The following is a 24,497-nucleotide window of genomic DNA, read 5'->3' on the forward strand; positions in this document are numbered from 1 at the left end:
CCTCCTAGTTCCAGTCCGCTGAGGGTCTGCGCGCGGCCGCTACCGTTCGCCGTAGCCCCTCCTCGAGGGCGACCTGTGGCCGCCAGCCCAGTTCCCGCTCCGCCCGGCTGATGTCGGGGCAGCGCTGCCGGGGGTCGTCCGCGTCGGGCTCGATGAACTTCAGTGGTGAACGGCTGCCCGTCACGTCGAGGACCATCTGGGCCAGATCGTGGATGGTGATCTCCTGGGTGTTGCCGATGTTGATCGGCCGCTGATAGTCGCTCTCCGCGATCGCCAGGAGTCCCCGCGCGGTGTCCTCGACGTAGCAGGGTGATCGCGTCTGGTTGCCGTCACCGTGGATCAGCAGGGGAACGCCGTCGAGGGCCTGGGCGATGAAGCCGGAGATCACCCGGCCGTCCGGCCGCATCCGCGGTCCGTAACTGTTGAAGATGCGTGCGATACCCACGCTCAGCCCGTGCTGCTTGCCGTACGCCGTGGTGAGGGCCTCGGCGTACCGCTTTGCCTCGTCGTAGACCGATCGGGCACCGATCGGATTGACGTTGCCCCAGTACTCCTCGTCCTGCGGATGCTTCAGCGGATCGCCATAGATCTCCGATGTGGAGGCCAGTACGAAACGGGCTCCATAGCGGTGTGCGATACGCAGGGCGTTGTGCGTCCCGTGGCTACCGACGAGCAGGGTCTCGATCGGCAGCCGATAGAATTCGGGAATCGACGCAGGTGATGCCAGGTGCATGACGAGATCGACCGGTCCCGGCGTCTCGAAATCCTGGATGACGTCCGCTTCCAGCAGCGTGAAGCCTGGGCGGCCCATCAGGTGTTCGAGATAGCTGCGGTGCCCGGTGGAGAAGTTGTCGACGCTGACCACCTCCACTCCGCAGGAGAGGAGCTGCTCGCAGACGTACGAGCCGAGAAAGCCTCCACCGCCGGTGACCAGAGCTCGTCGGAATCTACTGGCATGCGACACGGGAACCTCCTTACCACTGGGTGGACAATGCTGTCGGAACTCGACTGAGCACCACTTTCCGGTGGAATGAACGTACTGTCGGCCGGGTACTCTGCACGCGGCTCGAATGGCACTCAATGGATGCTCGTGCCTACGGTTGCGGCGGAAGGGCGGTACCTCAGGAGGCAGGCGGCGAGACAGCTCGGTCGCGGAAGCTCTGCGGTCGCTCAGCCGCTTCGTCGCGGATCTGCCCGAGCAACTCGTCGGCCTCCAGGCGACCCAGCGGTGCGTGGAACTGGTCGAAGATCCCGATGGCCCGGGAAGCCCACTCCAGCGCCGAAGGGTAGTCCTGCCGAGCCCGGTGCAGCCGCGCGAGCGCCAGGCAGAATCGCGCGGTGGCGAGCCGGTCGCCGTTGCGGCGGGCGATCGCGTACCCGTGATTGAGCGTCACCGCCGCCTGGTGGTGCTGGTGCTGCCGAAGTTTCACGAGGCCGAGCCCGTGCAGCACGTGTGCCTCGCCCGCTCGATCACGGCCTTCGCGCACCAGTCGCAGTGCCTTGGTCAGCTCTTCCTCGGCCCGGGTGAGGTCGCCGTCGTCCAGGTGCATCTCGCCCAGCCGGTGCAGCACCATCGCCTGGACCCGCGTGCTGTTGACCTCGGTCACCTTCCGCAGCGCATCGGCCAGCAGATCGGCGGCGGAGGCACGTTCGCCCAATTCCAGTTTGATCCGCGCCATGCCGCTGAGGATGTGGGCCGTGCCCGCTGCGTCCCCGAGCGGACGCAGCGCGGCAAGAGCCTCGCTGTAGCGCGCCCAGGCTTGATCGAGGTCACCGTGCACCCGGTCGAGGAAGGCCAGGTGCCGGAGAGCGAGCGCGCGACCGCGGGCCTCGCCGATCTCTTCGAACACTTCGAGCGCCTGGGTCAGCCGGACGCGGGCATCGTCGAAGCGCTGTTCGACGATGTTCAGTGCGCCGAGCGAGTACAGCATCGCGGCCGTACCGACTGGGTCGTCGGCCTGCCGCGTGGTGAGCAGGGCGATCTCGTGGGTGACCCGCCAGTCGTCGAGGTAGCTGCCGGTCTCGAAGAGCGCCACCATGGTGATCGCGAGATCCCAGCAGTAGTCGGCGGCGCCAGCCTGGGATGCCTGGCTCACCGCGGCCACCGCGGCGGCGCGCTCACTCTCGAACCACATCAGCGGATCGCGTAGCAGGTCGTGTACGAGCTGTCGAGGCAGCGTCCAACGCTGCGCGTTGCTGTGGATCACGGTGTAGTCGCCGCCGTACACGACGCGGTGCGCCTCATCGACGAGGAACAGCCACGCGCCGAAGAGGCGCCGGGCGGCTTCGAGCCGGTCCGACGCGGTCTCCTCGGCGGCGAGCCGCTCACGGGCGTAGACCCGGACCAGGTCGTGCATCCGGTAGCGGGTCTCGACGCCGAATCCACCCACGACTTCCAGGAGCTGTGCGTCCACCAGCGCGTCGAGCGTGTCCGCCGCGGTGGGCACATCGATGTCGAGCAGCGGCGCTCCGGTCCAACTCGGAAAGTCGTGCGGCTTGAGCAGGCCGAGCCGCCGTAGCAGCCGCTGCGCCTGCTCGTCGAGGCCCTCGTAGCTGACCGCGATGTTGGTCCGCACGTCCAGGCCGCCGTGCGTCAACTCGTCCAGCCGCCGGCCCTCGTCCTCGAGTCGTTCCGTGAGCTGCGACATCCGCCAGTGCGGACGGGCGATCAGCCTCGCCGTCGCGATCCGTAACGCCAGCGGTAACCGGCCGCAGAGCTCGACCAGGCGTACGGCCTCGCGTGGTTCGGCGGCGGCCCGATCCGAGCCGACCATCCGCGTCAACAGTTCGACGGCGTCGTGTTGTTCGAGCGCACCCACCTCGACCAGCCGGGAGCCGGGGACGCCGGCCAGGCGACGCCGACTGGTCACGATCACACCGCAGCTGGGGGTGCCCGGCAGCAGGGGATACACCTGGCGCTCGTCGACGGCGTCGTCCAGGATGATCAGCATCCGGGAGGCCGCGATCTGGCTTCGAAAAGTCGCCGCGCGAGCCTCCAGCCCTTCGGGTATCGAGGACCCGGGCATGCCGAGCGCGCGGAGGAAGCCGTCGAGGATCTGGGAGAGACCACCGCTGTGCGACTGCTCCGGGCCCAGCCGGGTGAACAGCTGCCCGTCTGGAAAGTCGGCGGCCAGCTCGTGGGCCAGATGTACGGCGAGCGTGGTCTTTCCCGCGCCACCACGGCCGGTGATCGTCAGGACCGGCACGGTGTCACGGTCGGAGTGCTCGCCAACGTTGCACAAGAAGTCGCGCAGCTCGGTCAACAGCTCGCCGTGGCCGGTGAAGTCCGGTATGTCGGCAGGCACCATCCGGGGCACCGAGGGGGTCGGCTCGATCGGTTCCGGTAGTTCCGGCTCCACCGCCGGGCCCGGATCGAGGTTGCCGTTCAGGATGGCGCGTTCCAGCAGCCGGAGTGACTCGCTCGGTTCCAACCCGAGGTCGTCGATCGAGGCCTGCCGCGCCGACCGGTACGCCGCCAGCGCCTCCGCCTGTCGTCCGGCCCGGTACAGCGCGGTGATCAACTGTTCCCACAGCCGTTCCCGTAGCGGGTGCTCGGTGACGAGCGACATCAGTTCGTCGATGATCTCGCGATGTCGACCGAGGTGCAGCTCCAACTCCAGACAGTCCTCAACGACGGCGAGCCGCCGCTCGGCGATGCGGGCCGCCGCCGCCTCGATCAGCCGGCTGTCCACACCACCGACCGGAATCCCGCGGTACAGCGCCAGGGCCTGCCGAAAGCCCGCGACGGCGTCCTCCAGTCGTTGCTCGCGTAGCGCCGCGCGGGCTTCGGTGAGAATGTCGTTGAAGATGTGCAGATCCAGCTCGCCCTCGGCGATCTTGATCTGGTAGCCGGCCGAGGTGGTGGTGATCCGATCGTCCAGACCAGCCGCCCGTAGCGCACGTCGCACCGCCGATACACAGATCTGGATCTGGCTTTTGGCTGTCGAAGGTGGGTTGTCCTCCCAAACCGCGTCGATGAGCCGCCCAAGTGGGACCACGTTGTTGGCCTCCAGTAGCAGCATCGCGAGCACGATCTGCTGCCGGGAGGCGGTGATGGTGGCGTTCTGCACGTGCAGCGGCCCGAGGATACGGAAGACCTGCACATTTCCTCCCCGTCAACCACGACGCATCGCGTCGGCCCTTCGACGCCCTCGAACTGGCCGGAATAACCGTTTGACGCCCCGCGTAGGAGAACGATCACATCGTAGCGAAGCAGGCCAGCGGACACCAGGAGAGATGCAGAATAGTCGATGTTCGGGGCATATCGTAGATCAGGTTGCCAAATTGTGGCACCGCGCGGTAGCGGTACCGATGGGCGGCCTGGTCGCATATGGGCAGGCGGCAGAGGATGTACCGGCGAAACCCTGTTTGGCGGAGACATCTCGGATCGCGCTGGCCATGTTAGCGTCGGGCAGAACAATTCGGCACCGCCACTGTCCGGCTGCGCGAGGGCCTCGATCCGCAGCACCGCCAACGCCTTGATCGACAATGCGGCAGGGCGCCCTCTTCGGCCCGAGGCCGCTAGTCTGGCGCCCAGAAACGTTCACCGGGACCATTGGATTCACTCGACGCCCGACAGCGGCGGACTGTGTTCCGAATGCGACAACGGGATTCAGGAAGGACCCGCCTCGCCGGATTATCGCCTGGGCCCTACCCGTCACACCACCCGGCTTGTCGGACACCGCACTAGCCGCGTTCTCCGTAGACGGCGAAACCCGCCGCGCTGAGATAAACGGCCATTCGCAGATCCGATTCGTCGTCCCGCATCTGGGTGTGCACCGTGAACTCGCGGTACTCGGCGACGGTACCGAGTCCTGCGAAATAGCGGGAGGGGTCGAACGTGAGCTGATGTGCGCCACGGCTCACCTGGACCTCCTCCAGCGCCGGCAGTTGGCCGTCATTGCCGGTGAACCCGGAAACCAGTGGCGTCCAGCCCTGGTCGTCGCGGCGGTCCAGTCGCACCAGCACGCTCGGGGCAGGTCGGCCGGACGCGCAGTCAAGAATGCGAACGCAAAAGACTGACATCGTCATCCTCTATCTTCTTCGATGCTTCGGGTGAATCTACATCCGCCTGCTTTCGTTCCGCTATCAAGTGGGTAAGCAACCTCCTCGGCTCGGTTAAGCACGACGATGACCGACCGACAGCAATCGAATATCAGGTCGACAGCGGGCGCTGGTGAACTCGGTTCGTGGTCGAGATCGAAGGGGGAGCAGAATCATGAGCCGTGACACCAACTGGGGCTGACGCATCGGGCCCGGGCGCCCACGACGTAGATGGTCCCTCAAGTCATCCACCGACTTGAGGGACCATCCTCATTCTTGCGGAGAGGCACCTACCAGCGAGATACCGTCATCCGAACAAAGTCCGCGAGTGCCCGCTCGACCAGCGAGTCGAGAATCCGGTCATATATCGGCACGCCTATGTCGTACGTTAACTCCAGCAACACCTCGCAGCCTTCCGGTGTGGGCGTCGTCTGCCATGCGCCGGACATGTTTCGGAAATCACCAGCGGTCTGGGTGAACGAGAGGCGGCGCTTGCCCGGCGCCGTTTCACACTGTTGCCGCCAATGAATGGATTTCCCTCGAAACGGCACCGTCCACTCGTTGCCGAGACCACTGATCCGGTCGAACGCGGCGTCCGCTGACAGTGCCGTCCGAGCTGCTACTCGAATCGTCCTCATGAGCTGCTCCGCAATGAGACCGCCTGGAGATGCGTCGTCCGGATCATCATGTAGCTGGCTTCGCCGAAGACCCCGCCCGTGAGGCCGGTGCCGCCGTGCGAAGGCAGGTACGGGAAGAACCCGGCGTGTGATTCGTCGTTCACCTTGATGACGCCGCCGTTGGTCACGGCGGCCACGAAGCGCTCCACGACCGCGTCGTCCTCCGACCAGAACGAGTTGCGCAGGCCGTACGCGTTGGTGTTGACGAAGTCGAGCACGTCCTGCAGCAGCGCGTCGTCGCTGCGCCCCGACTCGGGAACCACCACCGGTAGCAGCGGGAAGAAGGTCTCCGCACGGACCGCCGCCAGCTCGCGGCTACGCGCCAAACCGTCGACGCGCACCACGGTCGGTTCCACGAAGTAGCCGGTGTCGGACGGCGTGCCGTCCACCTCCAACTGGCGTCCACCGCACACCAGCCGGGCGCCCCCGGCCAACGCCTCGTCCAGTACCGCGAAGAAGCCCTCCCTGGCCAGGACCGGAGTGAGTTCCACGCCCGCATCGTCGGGGTAGCCGGGTCGGATCTGCCCGGCGGCGACGCGGAGCCGATCGAGCAGCTCGTCGGCGATCGCCGGATGCGCCACGACCTGGTTGGGGACGTTGCAGATCTGCCCGGAGGCGTTGAATGCCTCAGTCAGCGCGCGGACCGCCACGTCGAGGTCGGCATCGCGCCAGACCACCGCGCAGTCGTTGCCGGCCAGCTCCAGGATCGGCTTCTTGCCTGCGGCGATGCAGTCGTTCTGGAAGACCAGCCCCTTCTCGCTGCCCCCGAAATAGATGATGTCGTCGACGTGTGGGCTGGCCATCCAGTCGGTGAGCATCGGTGGTCCGCACACGACATTAACGGTGCCGGGTGGCGCGCCGATCTCATCGAGGGCGGGCGCGATGATCTCCCGGATCGCGTACATCACGCCGAGCGGCAGACTGCGCGGCGCCCGTACCACGACGGTGTTGCCGGAGAGCAGGGCCGCCGCACCGTAGATGGCGTTGGAGTGTGGTGCGTTCTGCGGCGGTGCCACGCAGACGACCCCGTCCGGACGGCGACGCAGGACGATCCGCCGGCCGCCGTGTGAGAACTCACGGTGCAGCAGCTCCGCGCACCAGGAGAGGGTCTGCTCGCTGAAGATGTGCAGCAGACCATCGATCTCGGCGTGCGACGGAGTGAGCGGCCTCCCCTCGGCCACCATGAGCTCCACGAACTCGTCGCGGGTCGCGACGAGCCGCCGGCGGATCTCCTCGCCCAGGCGCAACCGGGTACGCAGGGGTGTCCTGCCCCACTCCGGTTGGGCCGCGGCGGCCGCGGCCAGTGCCTGCCCGACGGTCTGCGGGTCGGCCAACGCGCACCGTCCGACGATGCGCGGGTCGTCCTCGTCACCGGGTTCACCGGACTCCAGCCGCCGCTTCAGGCGCAGCGCACCGAACGTGTCCTCCAGCACCGCGCGGGCCGAGATGCCGTAGACATGCCGGGCGGAATCGACGTCCTTGCCGGCCACGTACGACGGGAACGTTCTCATGGCGCGTACTCCCGCCCGAGTAGTTCCCGCGCCACGACCAGCTTGGTGGCGTTGGCGGTGCCGTCGGCGAGCTGGGTGCCGATCAGGTCACGTAGTCGCTGCGCCATCGGCTGTTCCTCGCTGTAGCCGAAGTGGCCGAGTGTCAGCAACGCCTGGTGCGCCGCCTCGACGGCCACCTTCGGCGCCCACCATTTCGCCATGTTCGCCGCCAGGCGGTGCTCCAGTCCGGCGTCGTTACGCCACAGCGCCTCGTACGCCACGAGCCGGGCCGCGTGCAGATGGGTGGCGAACTCCGCGAGCGGGAAGGCGATGCCCTGGAAGTGGCCGAGCGGCCGGTCGAACGCCCGCCGGTGCCGGGCGTGGGACAGCGCGTCGTCCAGCGCGGCCTGCGCCACGCTGACGGCCATCAGCGCGATCAGCGCCCGTGAGTAGTCGAAGCCGCGCATGCCCTGGGCGAAGCCGAGTCCGGTTGCGCCCACCACCTCCGACGCGGAGACCGGTAGGCCGTCGAAGACCAGACTCGATCGGCCGCCGGACCGGCTACCGAGGTCACGCAGGGGGGAGCGCACCACGTACTGGTCGTCCAGGCGGGTGTAGAAGGCGGTGACGCCCCGGGCCCGGGGCGCGTCACTGGTACGGGCGAAGACCATGCCGTGCGTGGCGTACGCACCAAGCATGATCGAAGTCTTCTCGCCGACGAGCCGCCAGTCGTGCGGACCGGTCGGCTCGGCGCGAAGCTTGACGGCGGCCGCATCGGTCCCGTGACTGGGCTCGGTCATGCAGAACGCCACCACCGCGTCCCCGCGGGCGATCGCCGGAAGCCAGCGCGCGCGTTGCTCGGCGGTCCCGTTGGCGGTGATGATGCCGGCGACCAGGGCCGCGTTCAGCACCGGATAGCACGCGGTGAGGTCGCCACGGGCCAGTTCCTCCAGGGCGACGCCGGTGCTTACCGCGTCCAGCCCCAGCCCGCCGTACTCGACCGGGACACGCAGTTTGAACAGGCCCTCGGCGGCCAGCTCACCCAGCAGACCGGCGCGGAACTGTCCCTGCCGGTCGCCGTCCTGGGAGTACGGCACGATTCGTTCTTCGGTGAAGGCGCGCACCTGCTTGGCCAGCGCGCGCTGCTCATCAGTAAGCGAGAAATCCATCACGCAGCCCTCAATCGTTCCCGCAGGACGAACTTCTGGACCTTTCCCGACGGTGTCTTCGGCAGTTCGTCGACGACACTGATCCGCTCCGGCCAGTACGGCTTGGCCATGCCCAGCCCGGTGAGGTGGGCACGCAGGTCGTCGAGGGAAGGCGCCTCGCCGGCCGGCACGATGACCGCGCACGCCCGTTCTCCGAGCCGCGGGTCCGGGTACCCGACGACGGCCACCTCCCGGATCGCCGGGTGTCGCAGCAACGCCGCCTCCACCTCGGCCACCGGCACCTTCTCGGCCCCCCGGACGATGACGTCCTTGACCCGGCCGACTATGCGGATGCCGCCGTGCCCGTCATCGCGCGCGAGGTCACCGGTGTCGAACCAGCCGTCGGGCGTCAGCGACTCGCGATACAGGTCGGGACGGCGGTAGTAGCCCAGGCACTGGTTGTCGCCGCGTACCTGGAGCCGCCCGACGGCGCCCGCATCGACCGGTTCGCCGGTCTTCTCGTCGACCATCCGGACCTGCATGCCGGGTACCGGTGTGCCGTCGCTCTCGGCCGCCCGCATCAGCGGGTCCTCCGGACGGGTCACCGTCACGCAGCCGTTCTCCGTCATGCCCCAGACCGCGTAGACCCGACAGCCGAGAACCTCCTGCGCCTCCTCCACGAGAACCGGTGGCACCGGCGCGCTGCCCGTGCCGAAGGCCCGGAGTGCGCCGACGTCCCGCCCACCGCGCCGTTGCTCGTGGATCAGGTCGCTGAGGAACGTCGGCGCTCCGTAGAAGAAGGTCACCTGCTCCGTCTCGAAGATCCGCAGCATCAGCGACGGATCCCAGGAGTCCACCTGCACGGCGCTGGCACCCAGCATCAGCGGCATGACGAAGTTCCAGGTGTACCCGCCCTGGAGGGTGGTGGGCGAACCCATCGCCGTGACCTCGTCCGTGGTCAGCCCCAGCACCTCGATCTGCCGCCGGTTGATGGCGTAGAGCGTCCGGTGGCTGTGCATGACACCTTTCGGTTCACCGGTGGTGCCGGAGGTGAACATCACCTGAGCCAGGTCGTCGGGGCCGGCTTCCCGGCCGTCCCACTCGTCGCGCGGCAGCTCGTGCTCCCAGGCCCGACCGAGCAGGTAGGCGTCGAAGTCGAGGGCGCCTGGAGTGCTCGGCGCGCCGATCAGGACACGGTGGCTGAGGGACGGCACCGCGGCGGCCACCTCCGCGCTCATCTCGTCGTACGAGAATCCGCGGTAGGAGGCGGCCCCCACGTACACCGGGCTCTCCGTGAGCCGGGTCATGAACTCCACCTCGCGGCGGCGCATGACCGGCGCCACCGGCCCGGCCACGGCGCCGATCCGCGCGCAGGCCAGGGCGAGCGCGACGAGCTGCCACGAGTTGGGCAGTTGCAGGGTCACCACCTCGCCGCGCCGGACGCCGAGCCCCGCCAACCCGGCCGCCAACCGCTCGACCGTCGCACCCAGCTGGGCGTAGGTCAGCCGCTCCGTCGGCCTCCCGTCGGCGTGCCAGCAGATCACCGCCGACCGCTGCGGATGCCGGACCACGGCCTCCCGGAGATGGTCGAGCATGGTCTTGCCGTCGTGCAGCCCGGCGGCCTGCGGCCGCCGAACCGCCGTACTTGCCTCTGTGGTCACGCCGTCCTCCGGTGACTAGACGCCGGCCGGGGTGAACTGTTCGAGCTGCCCGATCGGGCGGGTCGGCTGCCAACTGCCGGGCACCAGGTGCGCGTTGATCAGCTTTCCGTCGGCGCGGAGCTCGGAGTAGGACGGGTGCCGCATGTGCAGCAACGGCTCGTCGTAGGCGTCGTACGCCGCGTCGAAGCCGAAGCGGTAGTTGAACTCGATGTCCTCGCCGCCCCAGCCCTGGAAGCGCTCGTCCATGCCGCCGGTCCGGTAGTACAGCTCGGCGCGGGCGAAGAAGCACAGCCCCGGTCCACGACGCAGCGTGAAGGCACGCAGGCGACGCGGGTCGGGCGCGGCGGCGCCGCCGTGCAGCCGCTCGCGGATCGCCCGCCAGGTGGCCGGGTAGTCCATCGCCACCATGTCCCGGTACGGCAGGTGCCCCATCGTGCCGGGCTCGCGCATGCGGTCGACGTTGCGCGCCAGGAAGTCCCGGTCGGCCAGCACGTCGGCGTCCATGTGGCAGATGATCTCGGTCGGCCCGGGCGTGTTCGCGACCCCGACGTTCATCGCCCACGACTTGTTGAACACGCCGTCCTTACGGGCGTAGATGTAGTTGTCGGCGAACCGGCTGATCACATCGCGCCAGCGGGACTGCTCGTCGCTCTCCACGACCGTCACCTGATACTGCTCGCGCGGCAGCGACTGGTCCCGCAGCGAGCGCAGGCACGCCAGCAGGTTGCGCAGTCGTTCGCCGCCGCCTTGGAGTCGGCTGTGGAACGGGATCACGACGAGGACCTCCGGAGCGGCACCCTCGGGCAGCCGTCGTCCGGGGTCGAACGCGGCCATCTCCTCCACGGTCACCGGGACGGCGTCGCTGGTGTAGTCCTCGTTGAGCACGTGGCCGAGGCGCGAGTTGCACTCGGCCCGCCAGCCGAGGGTGAGGATGTCGTCCACCACGGAGTCGCGGCCGTGCCGCTCCACCAGCGCCGCGTGCAGCGCCCAGTACCGCAGGTGATCCGTCGGGTCGTCGAGCACGCTCTCGCCGAGCGTACGGATCGTCTCGGTGGGGCACGCCCGTACCGCCTCGACGACCTTGTCGCGCCAGGGCCGGGAGATCTCCCAGTAGTAGAGACCCGAGGCGGGTGCGTCGGGGTCGGCGGCGACGACGAGGTTGTCGGCGACGGCCTTCGCGAGTACGGCAGGATCGGTCGGCTTCAAATACGACATTATCGCTCCAATTCATGAGAGCTGATTCTGGTCGGCTTGCCGGCAGTGGCGACAATACTGCGAACCCATTGCGGCAAAGGCCCGCTCCTCTCTACCGAGTTGCTCCGGAGAAGTACTCAATCAGTCCGAATTCTTGATACGCAGGGACTGGTCCGGGTACTCAGGGCCGGGTCGACCTCGTACATCGCTGTGGTCGGGTGTCGGTTGATGGTTCAACGAAAGCCGATCGATAGCGGGTGATGCGACAGTGCGGCGGTGGGATCCACCGAGATAGCCATCAGGGATCGCCTGCGAGATGTTTTCGCCGGCCGGCACTCAGAGCTACGGCGAATCGCCGCAGCGACCGACCGGCGCGGATCCGCCGGCATTGCTTTGATCGGCGCCGAAGGCGTGGGCAAGAGCCGACTACAGGCCGAGGCCACCAATCGGGCCGACCCGACAAGACATCGTGTCATCCGGGCTGTCACCACCGTGGCGACCGCGAACGTACCGTTCGGCGCGCTCGCCGAACACCTGCCGTCAGGGCTGCTCCGCTCACCGTTCACCGGCGATGCGCTCCGGGGGGCAGCCGAGGCGTTGCTCAAGCCAGCCGGCAAGCGTCGCCTGACCCTCGTCGTGGACGACACCCAACTGCTGGACGAGGCGTCCGCCGCGCTGGCGGTGCAACTCGCCCGGCGAGGCGAACTCTTCCTCCTCACGGCGTTGCGTCCCGATCGGCGGCTGCCCCGACCGATCGGCGACCTGTGGACCGACGGGCTCGCCGAGTGGGTCGAGGTCGGCCCGCTCAGCCGCGATGACGTCCACCAGGTCCTCGGGGAGGCGCTGGGCGGCCAGGTCGAAGGCGTACTGGTCCAGCGGTTCTGGGAGGCCACCGCAGGCAACGCCTTGCTGGTGCGCGAGCTGCTGACCGCGCAGTTGGAGGCGAACCGGCTGGTGGCAGACGACGGCATGTGGACGCTCCGGGGCCCCTTTGCCATCCCGTCGTGGCTCGCCGGACTGGTCGACGAACGGCTCGTGGCGGCGCCGCCGGAATGCCGTGCCGCGCTGGAGCTGCTCGCTGTCACCGAACCTATCTGTCCAGGCGTGCTCGCCGAGCTCGTACCGGCCGACGTACTCGAAGCGGCCGAAGCGCGCGGTCTCATCAGGATCGAGCGGACCAACGGTCAGGAACTCGCGCGCCTGACGTACCCGATGTACGGAGAGGTCCTGCGTGCCGTCACACCACGCCTGCGGGCGCGACGATGGCTCAGCCAGTGCGCCAGTATCGTCGAGGCCACCAGCCAGAATCCGGTCGACCTCGCGCGGGCGGTGAGCTGGCGGCTGGCCTGTGGTCAGCGACCATCGCCGGAGAACATGGCGATCGCCGCTCGGGCAGCCTGTTCAGCGATGGACTTCGAGCTCGCCGGGCAGCTCGCCACGGCCGAGTCGGTCGCCGGTCGGGCAGCGGCGGTGATCGAGCCGCTCGGATACGGTTTCCTCTTCACCGGCCGGTCTGCGGAGGCTGAGTCCGCGCTGTCCGGCCTCGGCCGGCTGGATCACGAGGTGGACCGCGCTCGGGTGGCCTCGGTGCGCGCGTTCAACCTCTACTTCGGTCTGGACCGGCAGGCACCCGCCGAGGCGCTGCTGGCCGCGACCGTCGACGCGACCGTCGACCCGGCCACCCGCCGTCGCCTGGTCGCGCGGCAGGCGTTGCTGCGCGCCCTCTCGGATGCCCCGCAGGACGCGCTTGAGCTGGCTGCCGGCGTGCCGGACGAGCCGGAGGCCCGGGTGGCGGCCGGCCTGGCCCAGGTCTTCTCCGGTCGCCCGCACGAAGGGCTCGACCTGCTGTCCGGCGGCTGGCCGGACGACGCACCGTGGCTGCCGATCCTCGCCGACCTCGGTACGGTCCACGGCCTGCTGTGGACCGGCCAGTTCGTCGCAGCGGAGGAGCGGTCCGGCACCGGTTACGATCGGGCGCTCGCCAACCGGTGGCAGTTCGGCATCCTGGTGTCGTGCCTGCAGCGCGGCCTCGCCGCCCGGATGCGTGGTCAACTGCGAGACCAGATCACCTGGTGCCGTGAGGGCATCTCGATCGCCCGTGAGCAGGGCTCGAACGGCATGCTGGCCGTTCTGCTGGGGCTGCTGGCGCACGGCTACGCGCTGACCGGCAAGACCGACGCGGCGGCGCACGCGTTGGCCGAAGCCGACCGGTTGGCCGGGGTGTCCCTGCGGTTGCTGGGCCCGTGGACGGAACTCAGCCGCGCCTGGGTCATCGCCGCACGCCGTGGTGACGCGGCGGCACACGCGCAACGGACCGCACGGCTGGCCCGTGACCGGGGTGCGGCCGGCTTCGAGGCCCTCGCCCTGCACGACGCGGTACGCCTGGGCGCGCCGAAACACGCCGCCGACCGGCTGCGGGCGCTCGCCGGTCAGTCCGATCGGTGCCTCGGGCACCTCTACGCAACGCACGCCCGGGCGAAGGCGGAAGGTGACGCCGCCGCGCTCGCGGGGGTGTCCGCCGACTTCGCCGAGCTGGGCAGCCCGTTGTTGGCTGCGGAGGCGGCCGCCGAGGAGGCCGAGCGGCACCGGTCCGACGGTCGCCTGGCGATGGCGTCCACGGCCGCCGCGCGTGCCCTCATGTTCATGCGTCACTGCGAGGAGGTGCCCCGCTCGCCCGCGCTGTCCGCGCTGGCGACACCGCGCCTGACGCCCCGGGAGGGCGAGATTGCCGAGTTGGCCGCCCGCGGGCTGTCCAGCCGCGAGATCGGCCGCAACCTGGTGCTCTCCGTGCGGACCGTGGAGAACCACCTGCATCGGGTCTACCGCAAGCTCGGCATCAACACCCGTGGGGAACTCGACGCCCTGCGGGTCCTGCTCACCGTGCCGCAGGGCTGAAGCCTCGCCACTGTTCATGCTCCGAACCTGTGGCCGCCCCCACCAGAAGCTGGTGGGGGCGGCCACAGGTTCGGGCGGTGTACGGCGTCAGTTGATGACGCCGGCGCCGACGGTGTGATTGGTCGCCTCGTCGATGAGGATGAAGGAGCCGGTGAGCCGGTTGCGCGAGTACGGGTCGCACATCAGCGGCTGGGTCACTCGCAACTCGAGCCGGCTGATCTCGTTGCACCGCAGCTCGGTGGCGTTCGGGTCCCGACGAAGTGTGTTGACGTCGATCCGGTACCGCAGTTCCCGGACGACCGCGCGAACGGTCCGGGTGGTGTGCTTGAGCAGCAGCCGAGCCGGCGGCTGGAGCGCTCGTCCGCTCATCCAGACCACCATGGCGTCGATGTCCTGGACCATGGCCGGCGCGTTATGCGGCCGGCAGATCATGTCTCCCCGGGACACGTCGAGGTCGTCGGTGAGGCGTAGGACCACCGACATCGGCGGCATGGCCTCGTCGACCGGCCCGTCCGGCCCGTCGATGGCGGCGATCCGGGTGGTCAGCCCGGAGGGCAGGTGCAGGACCTCGTCGCCAGGGCGCAGCACACCACCGGCGACCTGACCGGCGTAGCCGCGGTAGTCGGGGTATGCGCGCGACTGCGGTCGGATCACGTACTGCACTGGGAAGCGGACGTCGACCAGGTTGCGGTCCGAGGCGATGTGCACGTTTTCCAGGTGGTGCAGCAGCGAGGCGCCTTCGTACCAGGGCATCTCGGACGAGCGGCTGACGACGTTGTCGCCGTGCAGCGCGCTGATCGGCACGAAGGTCACGTCCCGGGTGGCCATCCTCGTGGTGAAGGCCGCGAACTCCGCCCGGATCCGATCGAACACGCCCTGGTCGTAGCCGACGAGATCCATCTTGTTGACGCAGACCACGAGGTGCGGTACGCCCAGCAGGCCGAGCAGGAACGTGTGCCGGCGGCTCTGCTCGACCAGGCCCTTGGTTGCGTCCACCAGGACGATGGCCAGGTCGGCCGTGGAGGCACCGGTCACCATGTTGCGGGTGTACTGGGCGTGGCCGGGGGTGTCGGCAAGGATGAACGTGCGCTTGGGCGTGGCGAAGTAGCCGTACGCCACGTCGATGGTTATGCCCTGCTCCCGCTCCGCCCGTAGGCCGTCCATCAGCAGTGCGAGGTTGGTGTACTCGTCGCCGCGCCGGTGGCTGGCGTCCTCGATCGCGGCGAGTCGATCGGTGAACGTGGACTTCGAGTCGTAGAGCAGCCGGCCGATCAGTGTGCTCTTGCCGTCGTCCACCGAGCCGGCGGTGGCGAACCGGAGGATGTCCATGATCAGAAGTACCCTTCCCGTTTGCGGTCCTCCATGGCGGCCTCGCTGGTCCGGTCGTCCGCGCGGGTCGCACCGCGTTCGGTGACCCTGGTGGTGGCCACTTCCTGGATGATGTCGGCAACCGTCCGGGCCCCGGAGAGGACCGCCCCGGTGCAGGTCATGTCGCCCACCGTCCGGTACCGCACGGTCGCCTCGGACACCACTTCCGCAGGCTCCGGCGACTGGTACGGGTTCTCGGCCAGCAGCATGCCGTCCCGCTCGAACACGCGCCGCCGGTGGGCGAAATAGATCGGCGGCACGTCGAGTTCGTCCCGGCCGATGTACCGCCACACGTCGAGTTCCGTCCAGTTGGACAGCGGAAAGACCCGGATGTGTTCCCCCGGCCGGATCCGGGTGTTGAACAGGTTCCACAGCTCCGGGCGCTGGTTCTTCGGGTCCCACTGGCCGACGTCGTCCCGGAAGGAGAAGATCCGTTCCTTGGCACGGGCCTTCTCCTCGTCGCGTCGGGCGCCGCCGAAGGCCACGTCGAAGCGGTGCTCGGCGATGGCATCCAGCAACGTCGTGGTCTGCAACCGGTTGCGGCTGGCCCGCCGTCCGGTCGGCTCGACCACCCGTCCGGCGTCGATCGAGTCCTGCACCGAGGCCACGATGAGCTGTACACCCAACTCGGCGACGCGCTTGTCGCGGTATTCGAGGACCTCCGGGAAGTTGTGCCCGGTGTCGACGTGCATCACCGCGAACGGCATCGGCGCGGGCCGGAACGCCTTCTCCGCCAGGCGGAGCATGACGATCGAGTCCTTGCCGCCGGAGAAGAGCAGCACCGGCCGTTCGAATTCGGCGGCGACCTCCCGGATGATGTGGATCGATTCCGCTTCCAGCATGTCCAGACTCATGTGACACCTCGCGTGTTCCCGCCGTCCACCAACAGCACCGTGCCGGTTACGAAGCCCGCCTGCTCGCTGGCGAGGAAGGCGGCGAGCGCACCGAAGTCCGCGGGCCGCCCGACCCGGCCGAGCGGCACCTCGGCGATGATTTCCTTGAGCGCGGTCTCGCGGTCCACGGCGGGCCGCGCCGCCACGAAGCCTTCGAAGGCCGGCGTCTGGTGGACGCCGGGGGCCAGCACGTTCACCGTGATGCCGCTGGCACCGAGGGAGTGCACCACGCCCTTGGCGAAGCCGAGCACACCCAACCGCGCGGTCGCGGACATCGCGGTTCCGGGCAGCGGTTGGCGTACGGCCTCCGAGGTGATCAGCAGGATCCGACCCCAACCCGCCTGCCGCAGGTGCGGTAGCGCCGCCAGCGTGGTCGAGACGTGGGGCAGCATCGTGCCGTCCACCGCCTGCCGATAGTCGTCCACCGTGAACGCGTCGGCCCGGCCGTGCGGCACGCCGGGAGTGTTGGTGACCACGACGTGCAGCGCACCGAACTCCTCGACAGTCTGGTTCACCCAACGTGTCACGTCCGCGTCGTCACGGACGTCCACCTCGACGCTCAGCACATGCCCGGTGCCGACCTCGTCGACCTCCTTGTGCGCTGCGGCCAGTCGCTGCGGGTCGCGGGCGCAGATGGACACGTTCGCGCCCTCGGCCGCCAGCGCCCGGGCGACGGCCAACCCGAGGCCGCTGCTGGCACCGGCGACCAACGCCGTCCGTCCGGCCAGTCCGAGGTCCATTCAGGCCGCCTTTCCCGCCAGCACCGGATACCCGTAGCGGCGTAGCAGCGGCAGTGCCAGCGCCGTGGTCGTGGCGGTCGGCAGTGCCGGCAGTTCGGTACGCCAGCGATCGTCCGGCCGGATCAACACCGTGCCCTGGCCGAGACGGTCGGGATTACCGGTGACCGTGTGGTTGACGCCGAGGGTCACCTTGCCTTCCTCAGTAACCGGTGGCTCGTCGTCGAGTCCCGCGAAGCGCAGCACGTCGGCCAGCACCTCATAGGGCCGTCGGGTCAGGTCCTCGTGCCGGATCCGGAGATAACGCCCGTCCGCCGCGGCACCGACGTACTCGGAGGCGACGTTGAAGCCGACCCAGTTCGCCGTGCTCTGCGCCGGGCTCATCGGCTCGATGTACCGCTTGCTGCGCTGGTACGAGTAGGTGGTGGCGCGCGGGTCGCGGACGATGTGCAGCACCCGCAGATCCACGTCGGTGCGCCTGAGCAGGGCGGCGGCCTCGGCCGGGTACTTGGAGCTGTCCACGACCGCCCGCTCCGCTCCGCGCCGCGCCAGTTCCCGGTAGACGGCGACCGTGCGGTCCATCACCGCGGTGACGTGGTCGGGCGTGGTGGCGAGGCGGGCGCGGGTGTGCCGGGTCCGGAGACCGGCCCGTTGCCACGCCATCATCTGTCGCGCCAGCCGGGTGGGCTCGACGTCGCCGAACCCGGCGATCACCGACGACCACAGCGCGCACTGCCGGATCTGCTCGCCGCAGCCGCACAGGGAGTTGGTGCCGCTGTCGAGCAGGCCGTTCTGCCACAGGTAGTGCAGCTCACCGACGTGCAGCACGCCAGGTAGTTCGTTGAGCACGTTGCCGAGAATGGTGCTGCCGCTACGCAGCCAGCCCGTGATGTAGACGACCTTCATCACGCACCGTCCGTCAGCAGGAGGAAGTGCTGGGGCAGGTGGACGGCCAGGCCCACGGAGGTGCGGGCCTCCACGACGTCGCCGCGCAGCACCAGCGCCGACCGACTGGGGTCGAGCAGCGTCACGGCGGCCCGGAAGTCCCCGAGCAGGGCCTGGCCCCGCGGCATCATCCGGGTACGCGAAACCTTGATGCCGGCCTCGGCGAGCCGGCCGAGCAGTCCGTCACGGACCAGCTCCCAGTAGTGAACGGGGTGCACGACGATGCCGTCGCAGGAACCACCGGTCTCCTCGACCGTCCCCGCCGCAGCCGTCAACGCCGCACCGAGGTCACCGGCAACCGTCGACCTGCGGATCTCGGGCAGTTTCAGCAGTCCCGCTATGCGGCCGTCGGCTGTGCCGTGCAGCAGGGCCTGGTTCTCCACCACGCCCAACCGGACGAGTACCCGGTAGTCGACGAACGCGGCGAGCAACGCGGGCTCGTGCCGCAGGTCGGCCGGTACCGGCACCGACACGCTCAGCTCCGTCAGTTCGGCGTACTCGACGGTGGGCTCGAAGCCGGCCTCCGGGGTGCTGGCGTACGCCGTGCCGGCGGACCCGTACTCGCTCTTCGGTGCCTCGCGTACGTAGGCAAGCGTCTGGTCGGAGACGGAGGCCACCTTCAACAGATGCCGCACGGTGTACCGGGGGCGGCTCTTGAAGAGCGGGAAGGAGGCGGTCAGGTGCGCCCGGATCGGCACCACCACGTCGGCGCCGTTCTGCTGGCGGGCCACCGTCAGGGAGAACTCCTCACCCGGGCTGCGTCGGGTCAGCGTCGGGTCGGCCAGCGTCTGCCGGGTCACTTCCAGCGCGCTGGCGCTGGGTTGCATAGTCGTGGTCATGTCATCCCCTTCAGACGGCGCTGAGCACGGCGGACGTGGTGAGCCCCAGCGCGGCGAGTGTCTCGTCGTGACTGCCGCCCTCGGTCGGCCAGTCGGTGCCCGCGTTCACACCCCGCACCTCGCGGTCGGGCAGCAGTAGCGCGAGGGTGGATGCCACGCTGCCGGCCGGACGATGCTCCTCGACGACCACCAGCCGCCGCGCACTCGCGAGGTGCGGTAGGGCGAGCGTCAGGCTCTCCGCGTCCACCCAGCACAGGTGTGCGTGACCGAGGTCCGGCCGCTGCTCGGTGACGGCCTGGCACAGCGCCGTCGGCTTCTCGCCGACGGACACGAGACAGGTGTCGCCGCTCGGCGGGTTCAGCCAGGTGACGTCGCCCTGGCCGGCCGGCGTGAACGGGGCGTCGAACACCTCGTTGCGTCCCAGCCGTACGTAGCACGGCTGGTCGCCGGCGGCTGCCGTCCGGATCGCCGCGCGGGTCTCGGCCTCCCCCGCGGGCACCGCGATCCGGACACCCGGCAGGCTCTGCATCACGGCGAGGTCCTCCAGGCAGTGGTGGGTCGGCCCGAACCACGCGCCGGACACCCCGCCGTACGGGCTGACCAGGACCACGGGAGCCGCGAGGTACCCGAGTCCGAGCTTGACGCTCTCCGCCGCGCGGAACGCCGCGAACGTGGCGAACGTGCTGACGAACGGCCGCAGCCCGGCGGAGGCGAGCCCGACCGCGATGTCCACGGCGGACGCCTCGGCGATGCCGAGGTTCAGGAACCGGTCGGGAAACCGGTCCCGGAAGCAGTGCGAGGCGCCGCCGAGGTCCGCCTCCAGGCACACGATGCGCGGGTCTTCTGCGGCCAGTTCGGTCAGCTCGACCCGGTACGCCTCGCGGGCCGACATGGTGGACGTCATCACCGGATCGCCGCCTTCCACTGCCGGGCCCGAGCCGGACTGATCTTCACGTAGTGCGAGGCGGCCTTTCCCTCGGTCGCCGGTACGCCCCTGCCCTTGACGGTGGTGGCCAGCACCGCGAGCGGCCGCTCCGTGGGCACGATCGTGGCCAGCAACTTCTCGATGTCGTGCCCGTCCACCTCGGCCACCGAGAATCCGAACGCGGCCAGCCGAGCCGGCAGGTCGGTGAGTGGCGAGATGTCCGAGACGTAGCCGTCGTTCTGGCCACCGTTGAGGTCCACCACCACGGTGAGTCCTTCGACTCGCTTGGCCTGGGCCACTTGCAGCGCCTCCCAGACCAGGCCCTCCTGCAACTCGCCGTCACCGACGACGGCGATGGCACCGCCGGGCCGGTCCAGCAGCCGCCGGGAGAGGGCCCAGCCGACCGCGTACGCGAGCCCGTGGCCGAGGCTGCCCGTGGGGAACCGGACTCCGGGCACCTTCGGGCCGGGGTGCCCGGTGTAGGGCGATCCGGCACGGCCGTACCGGGGTGCCGGGTTCTCCTCGATGACACCCATCTCGTGCAGCACCGCGTAGAGTGCGGCGGCAGCATGGCCCTTGCTCAGCACGACCTCCGTGCCCGGCCGGGACCGGGCGACGGCGTACGCGGCGACCAGGATGTCCACCACCGAAAGGCTGCCGCCGAGGTGACAGCCGACCTCGCTGGCGGCCATGTCGACCACCAGCCGGCGGGCCCGGGCGGCCTGTTCCCGAAGCAGGTCGATTTCGCTCATCACCGTTCACACCAATCCCGTACGGCCACCGACAGGACCTCTCGCGCCCGCCGGTACTCGTCGGCTGACAGCCGCTCGTCCGGCGTGTGGTCCAGGTGCGCGTCGCCCGGTCCGTACGCCACCATCGGCACGCCCTGCCACCGGGTGGCGAGCGTGTTCATGTCGCTGCTTCCCTTCTTGGCCAGCAGCCGTGGAGCGTCACCGGTCACCGTGCGGAGAGCCCGGGTGAACGCCCGCACCAGCGGATCGGTCCGGGGCGTCGTGACCGGGGGAGTGGCCAGCAGCAGCCGACCGTCGTCGAAGGCCGGCAGCAGGTCGTCCACCTGGGTTCCGGGCGGCACCCGGATGTCCAGCACCGCCGAGGCGGTCTGCGTGGCGCCGGTGCCGCCAGCGGCCAGGTCGAGCACCGCGAACAGCGCCTCCGGGCTGCGCTTGCCGACCTCGGCCTCGACCTCGCCGATGAGGTCGACCAGGCTACTGGCGGCAGTGCGTCGGTCCTTGCCCGCGGTGTGGCCGGTGGCCCGAGCCACGTCCATCCGCACCTTGCAGACGCCGTGGTAGCCGATGGTCACCGCACCGGCGCCACTCGGCTCACCGATGATGACCGCGTCCGCCGGGTAGTGGTCACGCGCGTAGAGCGCGCCGGCCGCCGTCCGTTCCTCCTCGACGGTGCCGACCACCCGAACCATGACACCCTCGGGCGGCTCGAACTCGACAAGCGTCTGTAGGAAGGCGGCCAGGCTGGCCTTGGCGTCCACGCAGCCACGCCCGGTGAGCACGGCATCGTCCCAGGCCACCGGCCACCGGTAGGGGACGGTGTCCAGATGGCCGAGCATGAGCAGCTGACGCGGCCCTCGGCCACGCGTGGCGACCAGGTTGCCGGCCGGGTCGATCATCGCGGGCACGCCCTGCTCGGTCAGCCACCTGACCAGGAACTGCGCCAGCTCACGCTCGCCGCCGGAGACCGACGAGATCTCCACCATGCGGGTCAGCAGATCCAGGTCGGGCTCGGGCGCGGCGGCACGCCAGAATCGGGTACCGCCTTCGGTGTCGACGGTGTGGGGGCCGGTGATGGCCACGTCCGCGGTGCCGTGCAGGGCCAGCTCCGCCGCCCGGACCTTCTGCCGCATCCGCCCGCGTGCGTACGCCATGCCTTCGCCCGGGCCCAGATGCGGCAGGGTGCTGCTGCCCTCGGTCGGGTCGGCGAGCAGGCCCCGAGTACCGGTCACCAGGCGTAGGTGGTCGGCGTCGAGTGCGTTGGCCAGCTCGGCGGCGAGCACGTCGGCGTCGACGTTGATGGGCGCCCCGCCGTCGTCCGCCGCCACCGGCGGCGACACGCAGACGACGTCGAAGGCGTCCAGGAGCGAGCAGAGTCGCGCCACGTCGACGGCGGTGACCCGGCCGGCCCGGTGGTCGCGGACCAGCCGCTGCCGGTCGCCCTCCACCACCCGCAGCGGGCGATTCGGGGTACCGGTGACCAGTCCGTCCGCCGCCGTGGCCGCGAACGTCGTCAGCTGCCGCAGACCCAGGTTCTCGCGGATCCGAGGCAGGGTCCCCCGCTCGTACGCCGCGACGATGTGTGGCATCTCCTCGGGCGGGCAGTACCGCACCTCGTCGCCGGTGACCAGCCGGAGCATCCGTATCGGACGCCCGACATCGGCATAGTGATCGGTGATGTCGGCCGCTCCGCCGGCGACCAGCAACAGTCGGGCACCGCGCGCCTTGAGCGCGGCGAGATCGTCGTAGACGGACGCGTGACGAAGGCTTGAGCTGCCCACCTTCACCACGTACAGCGGCAGGTAGGGGGAGACCCGCGCCAACGCGTCGTTATCCATCATGGCCATCCGCCGGCCTCCGGTAGTCCTAGCCGCTCGTCCATGCCGTAAATCCGATTCAGCGCCTGCACCGCCTGGCCGGCGCCGCCCTTGATGAGGTTGTCCAGGGCGGACACCACCACCCAGCGGTCGGCGGCCACGGAGATTCCGACCTCGGCGACGTTGGCACCCACGACGGTCTTGAGCATCGGCATCCCCATCGGGGTACGCCCGCCCGCCACCCGCACGAACGGCGTGTCGGCGTACGCCCGGGCGAAGGCCCGTCGCACGTCACTGCCCCCCGCACCAGGCTTCAACCGTCCATACGCCGAGACCATCACGCCGCGTGCGACGGGCAGGCTGAACGTCGAGAACTGCAGTTCCGGCGCACGCCCGGTCAGGTCGGTCAGTGCCTGCCGTACCTCGGGAGCATGCCGGTGGCCGTGCAGCCGGTGCACCCGTACGTTCCCGTCGCGTACCGCCGGATGCTCCACGCTGCCGGTGCCGCTGCCGCTCGATCCCGACTTCGCGTCCACCACCACGTCCGCCGCCACCAGATCAGCCTGGAACAGCGGGTAGAGCGCGTAGATGGTGGCCGCCGCCATGCAGCCCGGCAGGTTGAGCACCGGATCCGTCGGCGTGGGCGTGAACTCGGGAATGTAGTAGGGGATGGGCTGCCGCCAGCCGCCGGCCGATGCGGGGTAGTGGCGCTCGATCTGGTCCGGCCGGCGCAGCCGGTAGTCGCCGGCCAGGTTGATCACGACCTTGGCGCGGTTGGCCACGTCGTCGAGCACGGACGGCAGTACGCCGTTGGGCAGGCAAGCGAACGCGACGTCCACCTCGGGCATCTCGTCGAGCTTGCGCATGTGGTGTCCGCCGATCGACGAGTTGCGCAGTCCCGGCACCACCTGCCCGACGCGTTCACCGGCGTGTCGGACCGAGGAGACGAACGTCGGCACCACCCGGGGATGGGCGGTCAGCAGCCGGATCAGCTCGGCTCCGATGAATCCGCTGCCGCCGAGGACGGCCGCGCTGATCCGATCGCTCATGCCGCCACCCCCGTCGAGGCGAACACCGAGTCGCGCACGTACGCGGCGACGTGGCCGGCGATGTCGACGCCGTGGATCTCGGAGGACCGGGCGAAGTCGGGGTTGGTGTTGACCTCCAACACGTACATCTCGCCGGTCTCCCGGGACTCGGCCAGATCGATGCCGTAGAAGCCCGGACCGAAGCACGCCACGACGCGGGCGCACAGCTCGCGCGCCCGATCCGAGATCGGGATGGGCTCCACGGCGCCGCCCTGATGGGTGTTGGTGCGCAGGCCGGCGCCGACCTGGCGGTACGCCACGATCGGACGGTCACCCACCACGTGCACCCGCTCGTTGAAGCCCGGCTTGGGCACGTACTCCTGCACCACGACGGGAAACTCCTTCCCGGCCGGGTCCAACGCCTCCCGGCCGCCGGCCCAGGCGTCGAACTGCGCCTGGTCCGTGATCCGGACGATCCCGCGCCCCCACGAGCCGCTGATCGGCTTGATGACGGCGTCCCCGCCAAGCGTGTCCACATACGCGCGGACCTGCTCGACGGTGAACGCGATGTGCGTGTTCGGGTGCGGGACACCGTGGTTGGCGAAGGCGATCGCCTGGAGGTCCTTGGCGAGACACAGGCGCACCGCGTGCGGCGTGTTGAGCGTCTCGATGCCGGCCTGCTCGAACCGACCCGCCGTGGCCGCCAGCTCCCGATGGGACACGTTGCGTAGCAGCACCTTGCGTGGCCGCGGTGCGGCGTTGTTGAGGATCGCGGCGGTGTGCCGAGGCAGCGCCGACCGCGCGGTCAGCCCGGTTGCCCGGAGTGCCCCCAGGAGGAGGCGTTCCTCCGGGCGCACCATGGTCACGCAGACCAGCACATCGGCCGTCTCACTCACCCCAGTCCTCCTCAACCTCGGGCGCGAGTTCGAGCCGGATGGGCGTGACCTCGACTACCTCGTGTTCCTGGCCGCAGCCGCGGCAGGACAGGATGTCGCCCAGCTCTGCCTCGGCCGGTAGCGCGACCTCGGTGTCGCATTCCAGGCAAACCGGTGCGGTGGTCAGATTGGACATGGGATCCCTCCGGAAGG

General features: G+C 69.6%; 20 protein-coding genes. 1 reads left to right on the forward strand and 19 read right to left on the reverse strand.

The window, feature by feature from the left end; genetic code table 11:
- Window positions 1–4: 4 nt before the first annotated feature.
- The 8 genes from AB0M35_RS00195 to AB0M35_RS00230 form a co-directional block, all read right to left on the reverse strand.
- Window positions 5–964: an NAD-dependent epimerase/dehydratase family protein gene (locus AB0M35_RS00195; RefSeq protein WP_363740073.1), complete on the reverse strand. Its 960-nt coding sequence runs from the start codon at window positions 962–964 to the stop codon at window positions 5–7.
- Between the two features lie 157 nt (window positions 965–1,121).
- A complete protein-coding gene (locus AB0M35_RS00200) occupies window positions 1,122–4,103 on the reverse strand; it encodes a BTAD domain-containing putative transcriptional regulator (RefSeq protein WP_363740074.1) in 2,982 nt (993 codons plus the stop codon).
- Between the two features lie 583 nt (window positions 4,104–4,686).
- A complete protein-coding gene (locus AB0M35_RS00205) occupies window positions 4,687–5,031 on the reverse strand; it encodes a hydroxyisourate hydrolase (RefSeq protein WP_363740075.1) in 345 nt (114 codons plus the stop codon).
- Window positions 5,032–5,333: 302 nt separating this feature from the next.
- Complete coding sequence (locus tag AB0M35_RS00210) at window positions 5,334–5,681, reverse strand: SRPBCC family protein (RefSeq protein ID WP_363740076.1); 348 nt, start codon at window positions 5,679–5,681, stop codon at window positions 5,334–5,336.
- The gene (locus AB0M35_RS00215) at window positions 5,678–7,231 is read right to left on the reverse strand and encodes an aldehyde dehydrogenase family protein (protein ID WP_363740077.1); all 1,554 of its coding nucleotides are present in this window, start codon (window positions 7,229–7,231) and stop codon (window positions 5,678–5,680) included. Before AB0M35_RS00215 ends, AB0M35_RS00210 begins: the two co-directional genes overlap by 4 nt.
- Window positions 7,228–8,379 carry an acyl-CoA dehydrogenase family protein gene (locus tag AB0M35_RS00220; RefSeq protein WP_363740078.1) on the reverse strand — a complete coding sequence of 384 codons (1,152 nt, stop codon included), beginning with the start codon at window positions 8,377–8,379 and terminating at the stop codon, window positions 7,228–7,230. Before AB0M35_RS00220 ends, AB0M35_RS00215 begins: the two co-directional genes overlap by 4 nt.
- Window positions 8,379–10,019: an AMP-binding protein gene (locus tag AB0M35_RS00225; protein WP_363740079.1), complete on the reverse strand. Its 1,641-nt coding sequence runs from the start codon at window positions 10,017–10,019 to the stop codon at window positions 8,379–8,381. The genes AB0M35_RS00220 and AB0M35_RS00225 overlap by 1 nt, the downstream gene beginning before the upstream one ends.
- Window positions 10,020–10,034: 15 nt before the next feature.
- A complete protein-coding gene (locus tag AB0M35_RS00230; protein WP_363740080.1) occupies window positions 10,035–11,234 on the reverse strand; it encodes a glycosyltransferase in 1,200 nt (399 codons plus the stop codon).
- A 255-nt stretch (window positions 11,235–11,489) separates the two neighbouring features.
- Between AB0M35_RS00230 and AB0M35_RS00235 the strand changes: the two genes are divergently transcribed.
- The gene (locus AB0M35_RS00235; protein WP_363740081.1) at window positions 11,490–14,108 is read left to right on the forward strand and encodes a LuxR C-terminal-related transcriptional regulator; all 2,619 of its coding nucleotides are present in this window, start codon (window positions 11,490–11,492) and stop codon (window positions 14,106–14,108) included.
- 87 nt (window positions 14,109–14,195) lie between these two features.
- On the opposite strand, the gene AB0M35_RS00240 is transcribed toward AB0M35_RS00235, so the two are convergent.
- Genes AB0M35_RS00240 through AB0M35_RS00290 form a run of 11 tightly spaced genes read right to left on the reverse strand, consistent with a single transcriptional unit; the run spans window position 14,196 to window position 24,480 of the window.
- Window positions 14,196–15,437, reverse strand: a complete 1,242-nt coding sequence (locus tag AB0M35_RS00240; protein WP_363740082.1) for a GTP-binding protein — start codon at window positions 15,435–15,437, stop codon at window positions 14,196–14,198.
- Between the two features lie 2 nt (window positions 15,438–15,439).
- Window positions 15,440–16,330 carry a sulfate adenylyltransferase subunit CysD gene (gene cysD / locus AB0M35_RS00245; protein ID WP_363740083.1) on the reverse strand — a complete coding sequence of 297 codons (891 nt, stop codon included), beginning with the start codon at window positions 16,328–16,330 and terminating at the stop codon, window positions 15,440–15,442.
- A complete protein-coding gene (locus AB0M35_RS00250) occupies window positions 16,327–17,109 on the reverse strand; it encodes an SDR family oxidoreductase (protein ID WP_363740084.1) in 783 nt (260 codons plus the stop codon). Before AB0M35_RS00250 ends, cysD begins: the two co-directional genes overlap by 4 nt.
- Complete coding sequence (locus AB0M35_RS00255; protein WP_363740085.1) at window positions 17,110–18,012, reverse strand: sulfotransferase; 903 nt, start codon at window positions 18,010–18,012, stop codon at window positions 17,110–17,112. It lies immediately after the preceding gene.
- Window positions 18,012–18,890, reverse strand: coding sequence for a family 3 encapsulin nanocompartment shell protein (locus AB0M35_RS00260; protein ID WP_363740086.1), 879 nt, complete (start codon window positions 18,888–18,890; stop codon window positions 18,012–18,014). Before AB0M35_RS00260 ends, AB0M35_RS00255 begins: the two co-directional genes overlap by 1 nt.
- A gap of 10 nt (window positions 18,891–18,900) precedes the next feature.
- On the reverse strand, window positions 18,901–19,794 hold the full coding sequence (locus AB0M35_RS00265; RefSeq protein ID WP_363740087.1) for a transketolase: 894 nt from the start codon (window positions 19,792–19,794) through the stop codon (window positions 18,901–18,903).
- Window positions 19,794–20,567 (reverse strand): 1-deoxy-D-xylulose-5-phosphate synthase N-terminal domain-containing protein, encoded by a 774-nt coding sequence (locus AB0M35_RS00270; RefSeq protein WP_363740088.1) that lies wholly within the window; start codon window positions 20,565–20,567, stop codon window positions 19,794–19,796. Before AB0M35_RS00270 ends, AB0M35_RS00265 begins: the two co-directional genes overlap by 1 nt.
- Entirely contained in the window at window positions 20,567–22,411 is a 1,845-nt protein-coding gene (locus tag AB0M35_RS00275) for a M20/M25/M40 family metallo-hydrolase (RefSeq protein WP_363740089.1), read from the reverse strand. Before AB0M35_RS00275 ends, AB0M35_RS00270 begins: the two co-directional genes overlap by 1 nt.
- On the reverse strand, window positions 22,402–23,430 hold the full coding sequence (gene argC / locus AB0M35_RS00280; protein WP_363740090.1) for an N-acetyl-gamma-glutamyl-phosphate reductase: 1,029 nt from the start codon (window positions 23,428–23,430) through the stop codon (window positions 22,402–22,404). Before argC ends, AB0M35_RS00275 begins: the two co-directional genes overlap by 10 nt.
- Window positions 23,427–24,305, reverse strand: a complete 879-nt coding sequence (locus AB0M35_RS00285; RefSeq protein WP_363740091.1) for a RimK family alpha-L-glutamate ligase — start codon at window positions 24,303–24,305, stop codon at window positions 23,427–23,429. The genes argC and AB0M35_RS00285 overlap by 4 nt, the downstream gene beginning before the upstream one ends.
- Window positions 24,298–24,480, reverse strand: a complete 183-nt coding sequence (locus tag AB0M35_RS00290; protein WP_363740092.1) for a lysine biosynthesis protein LysW — start codon at window positions 24,478–24,480, stop codon at window positions 24,298–24,300. The genes AB0M35_RS00285 and AB0M35_RS00290 overlap by 8 nt, the downstream gene beginning before the upstream one ends.
- Between the last annotated feature and the right edge of the window lie 17 nt (window positions 24,481–24,497).

It is taken from the genome of Micromonospora sp. NPDC051196 (genome assembly GCF_040682415.1).
GTDB lineage: Bacteria > Actinomycetota > Actinomycetes > Mycobacteriales > Micromonosporaceae > Micromonospora.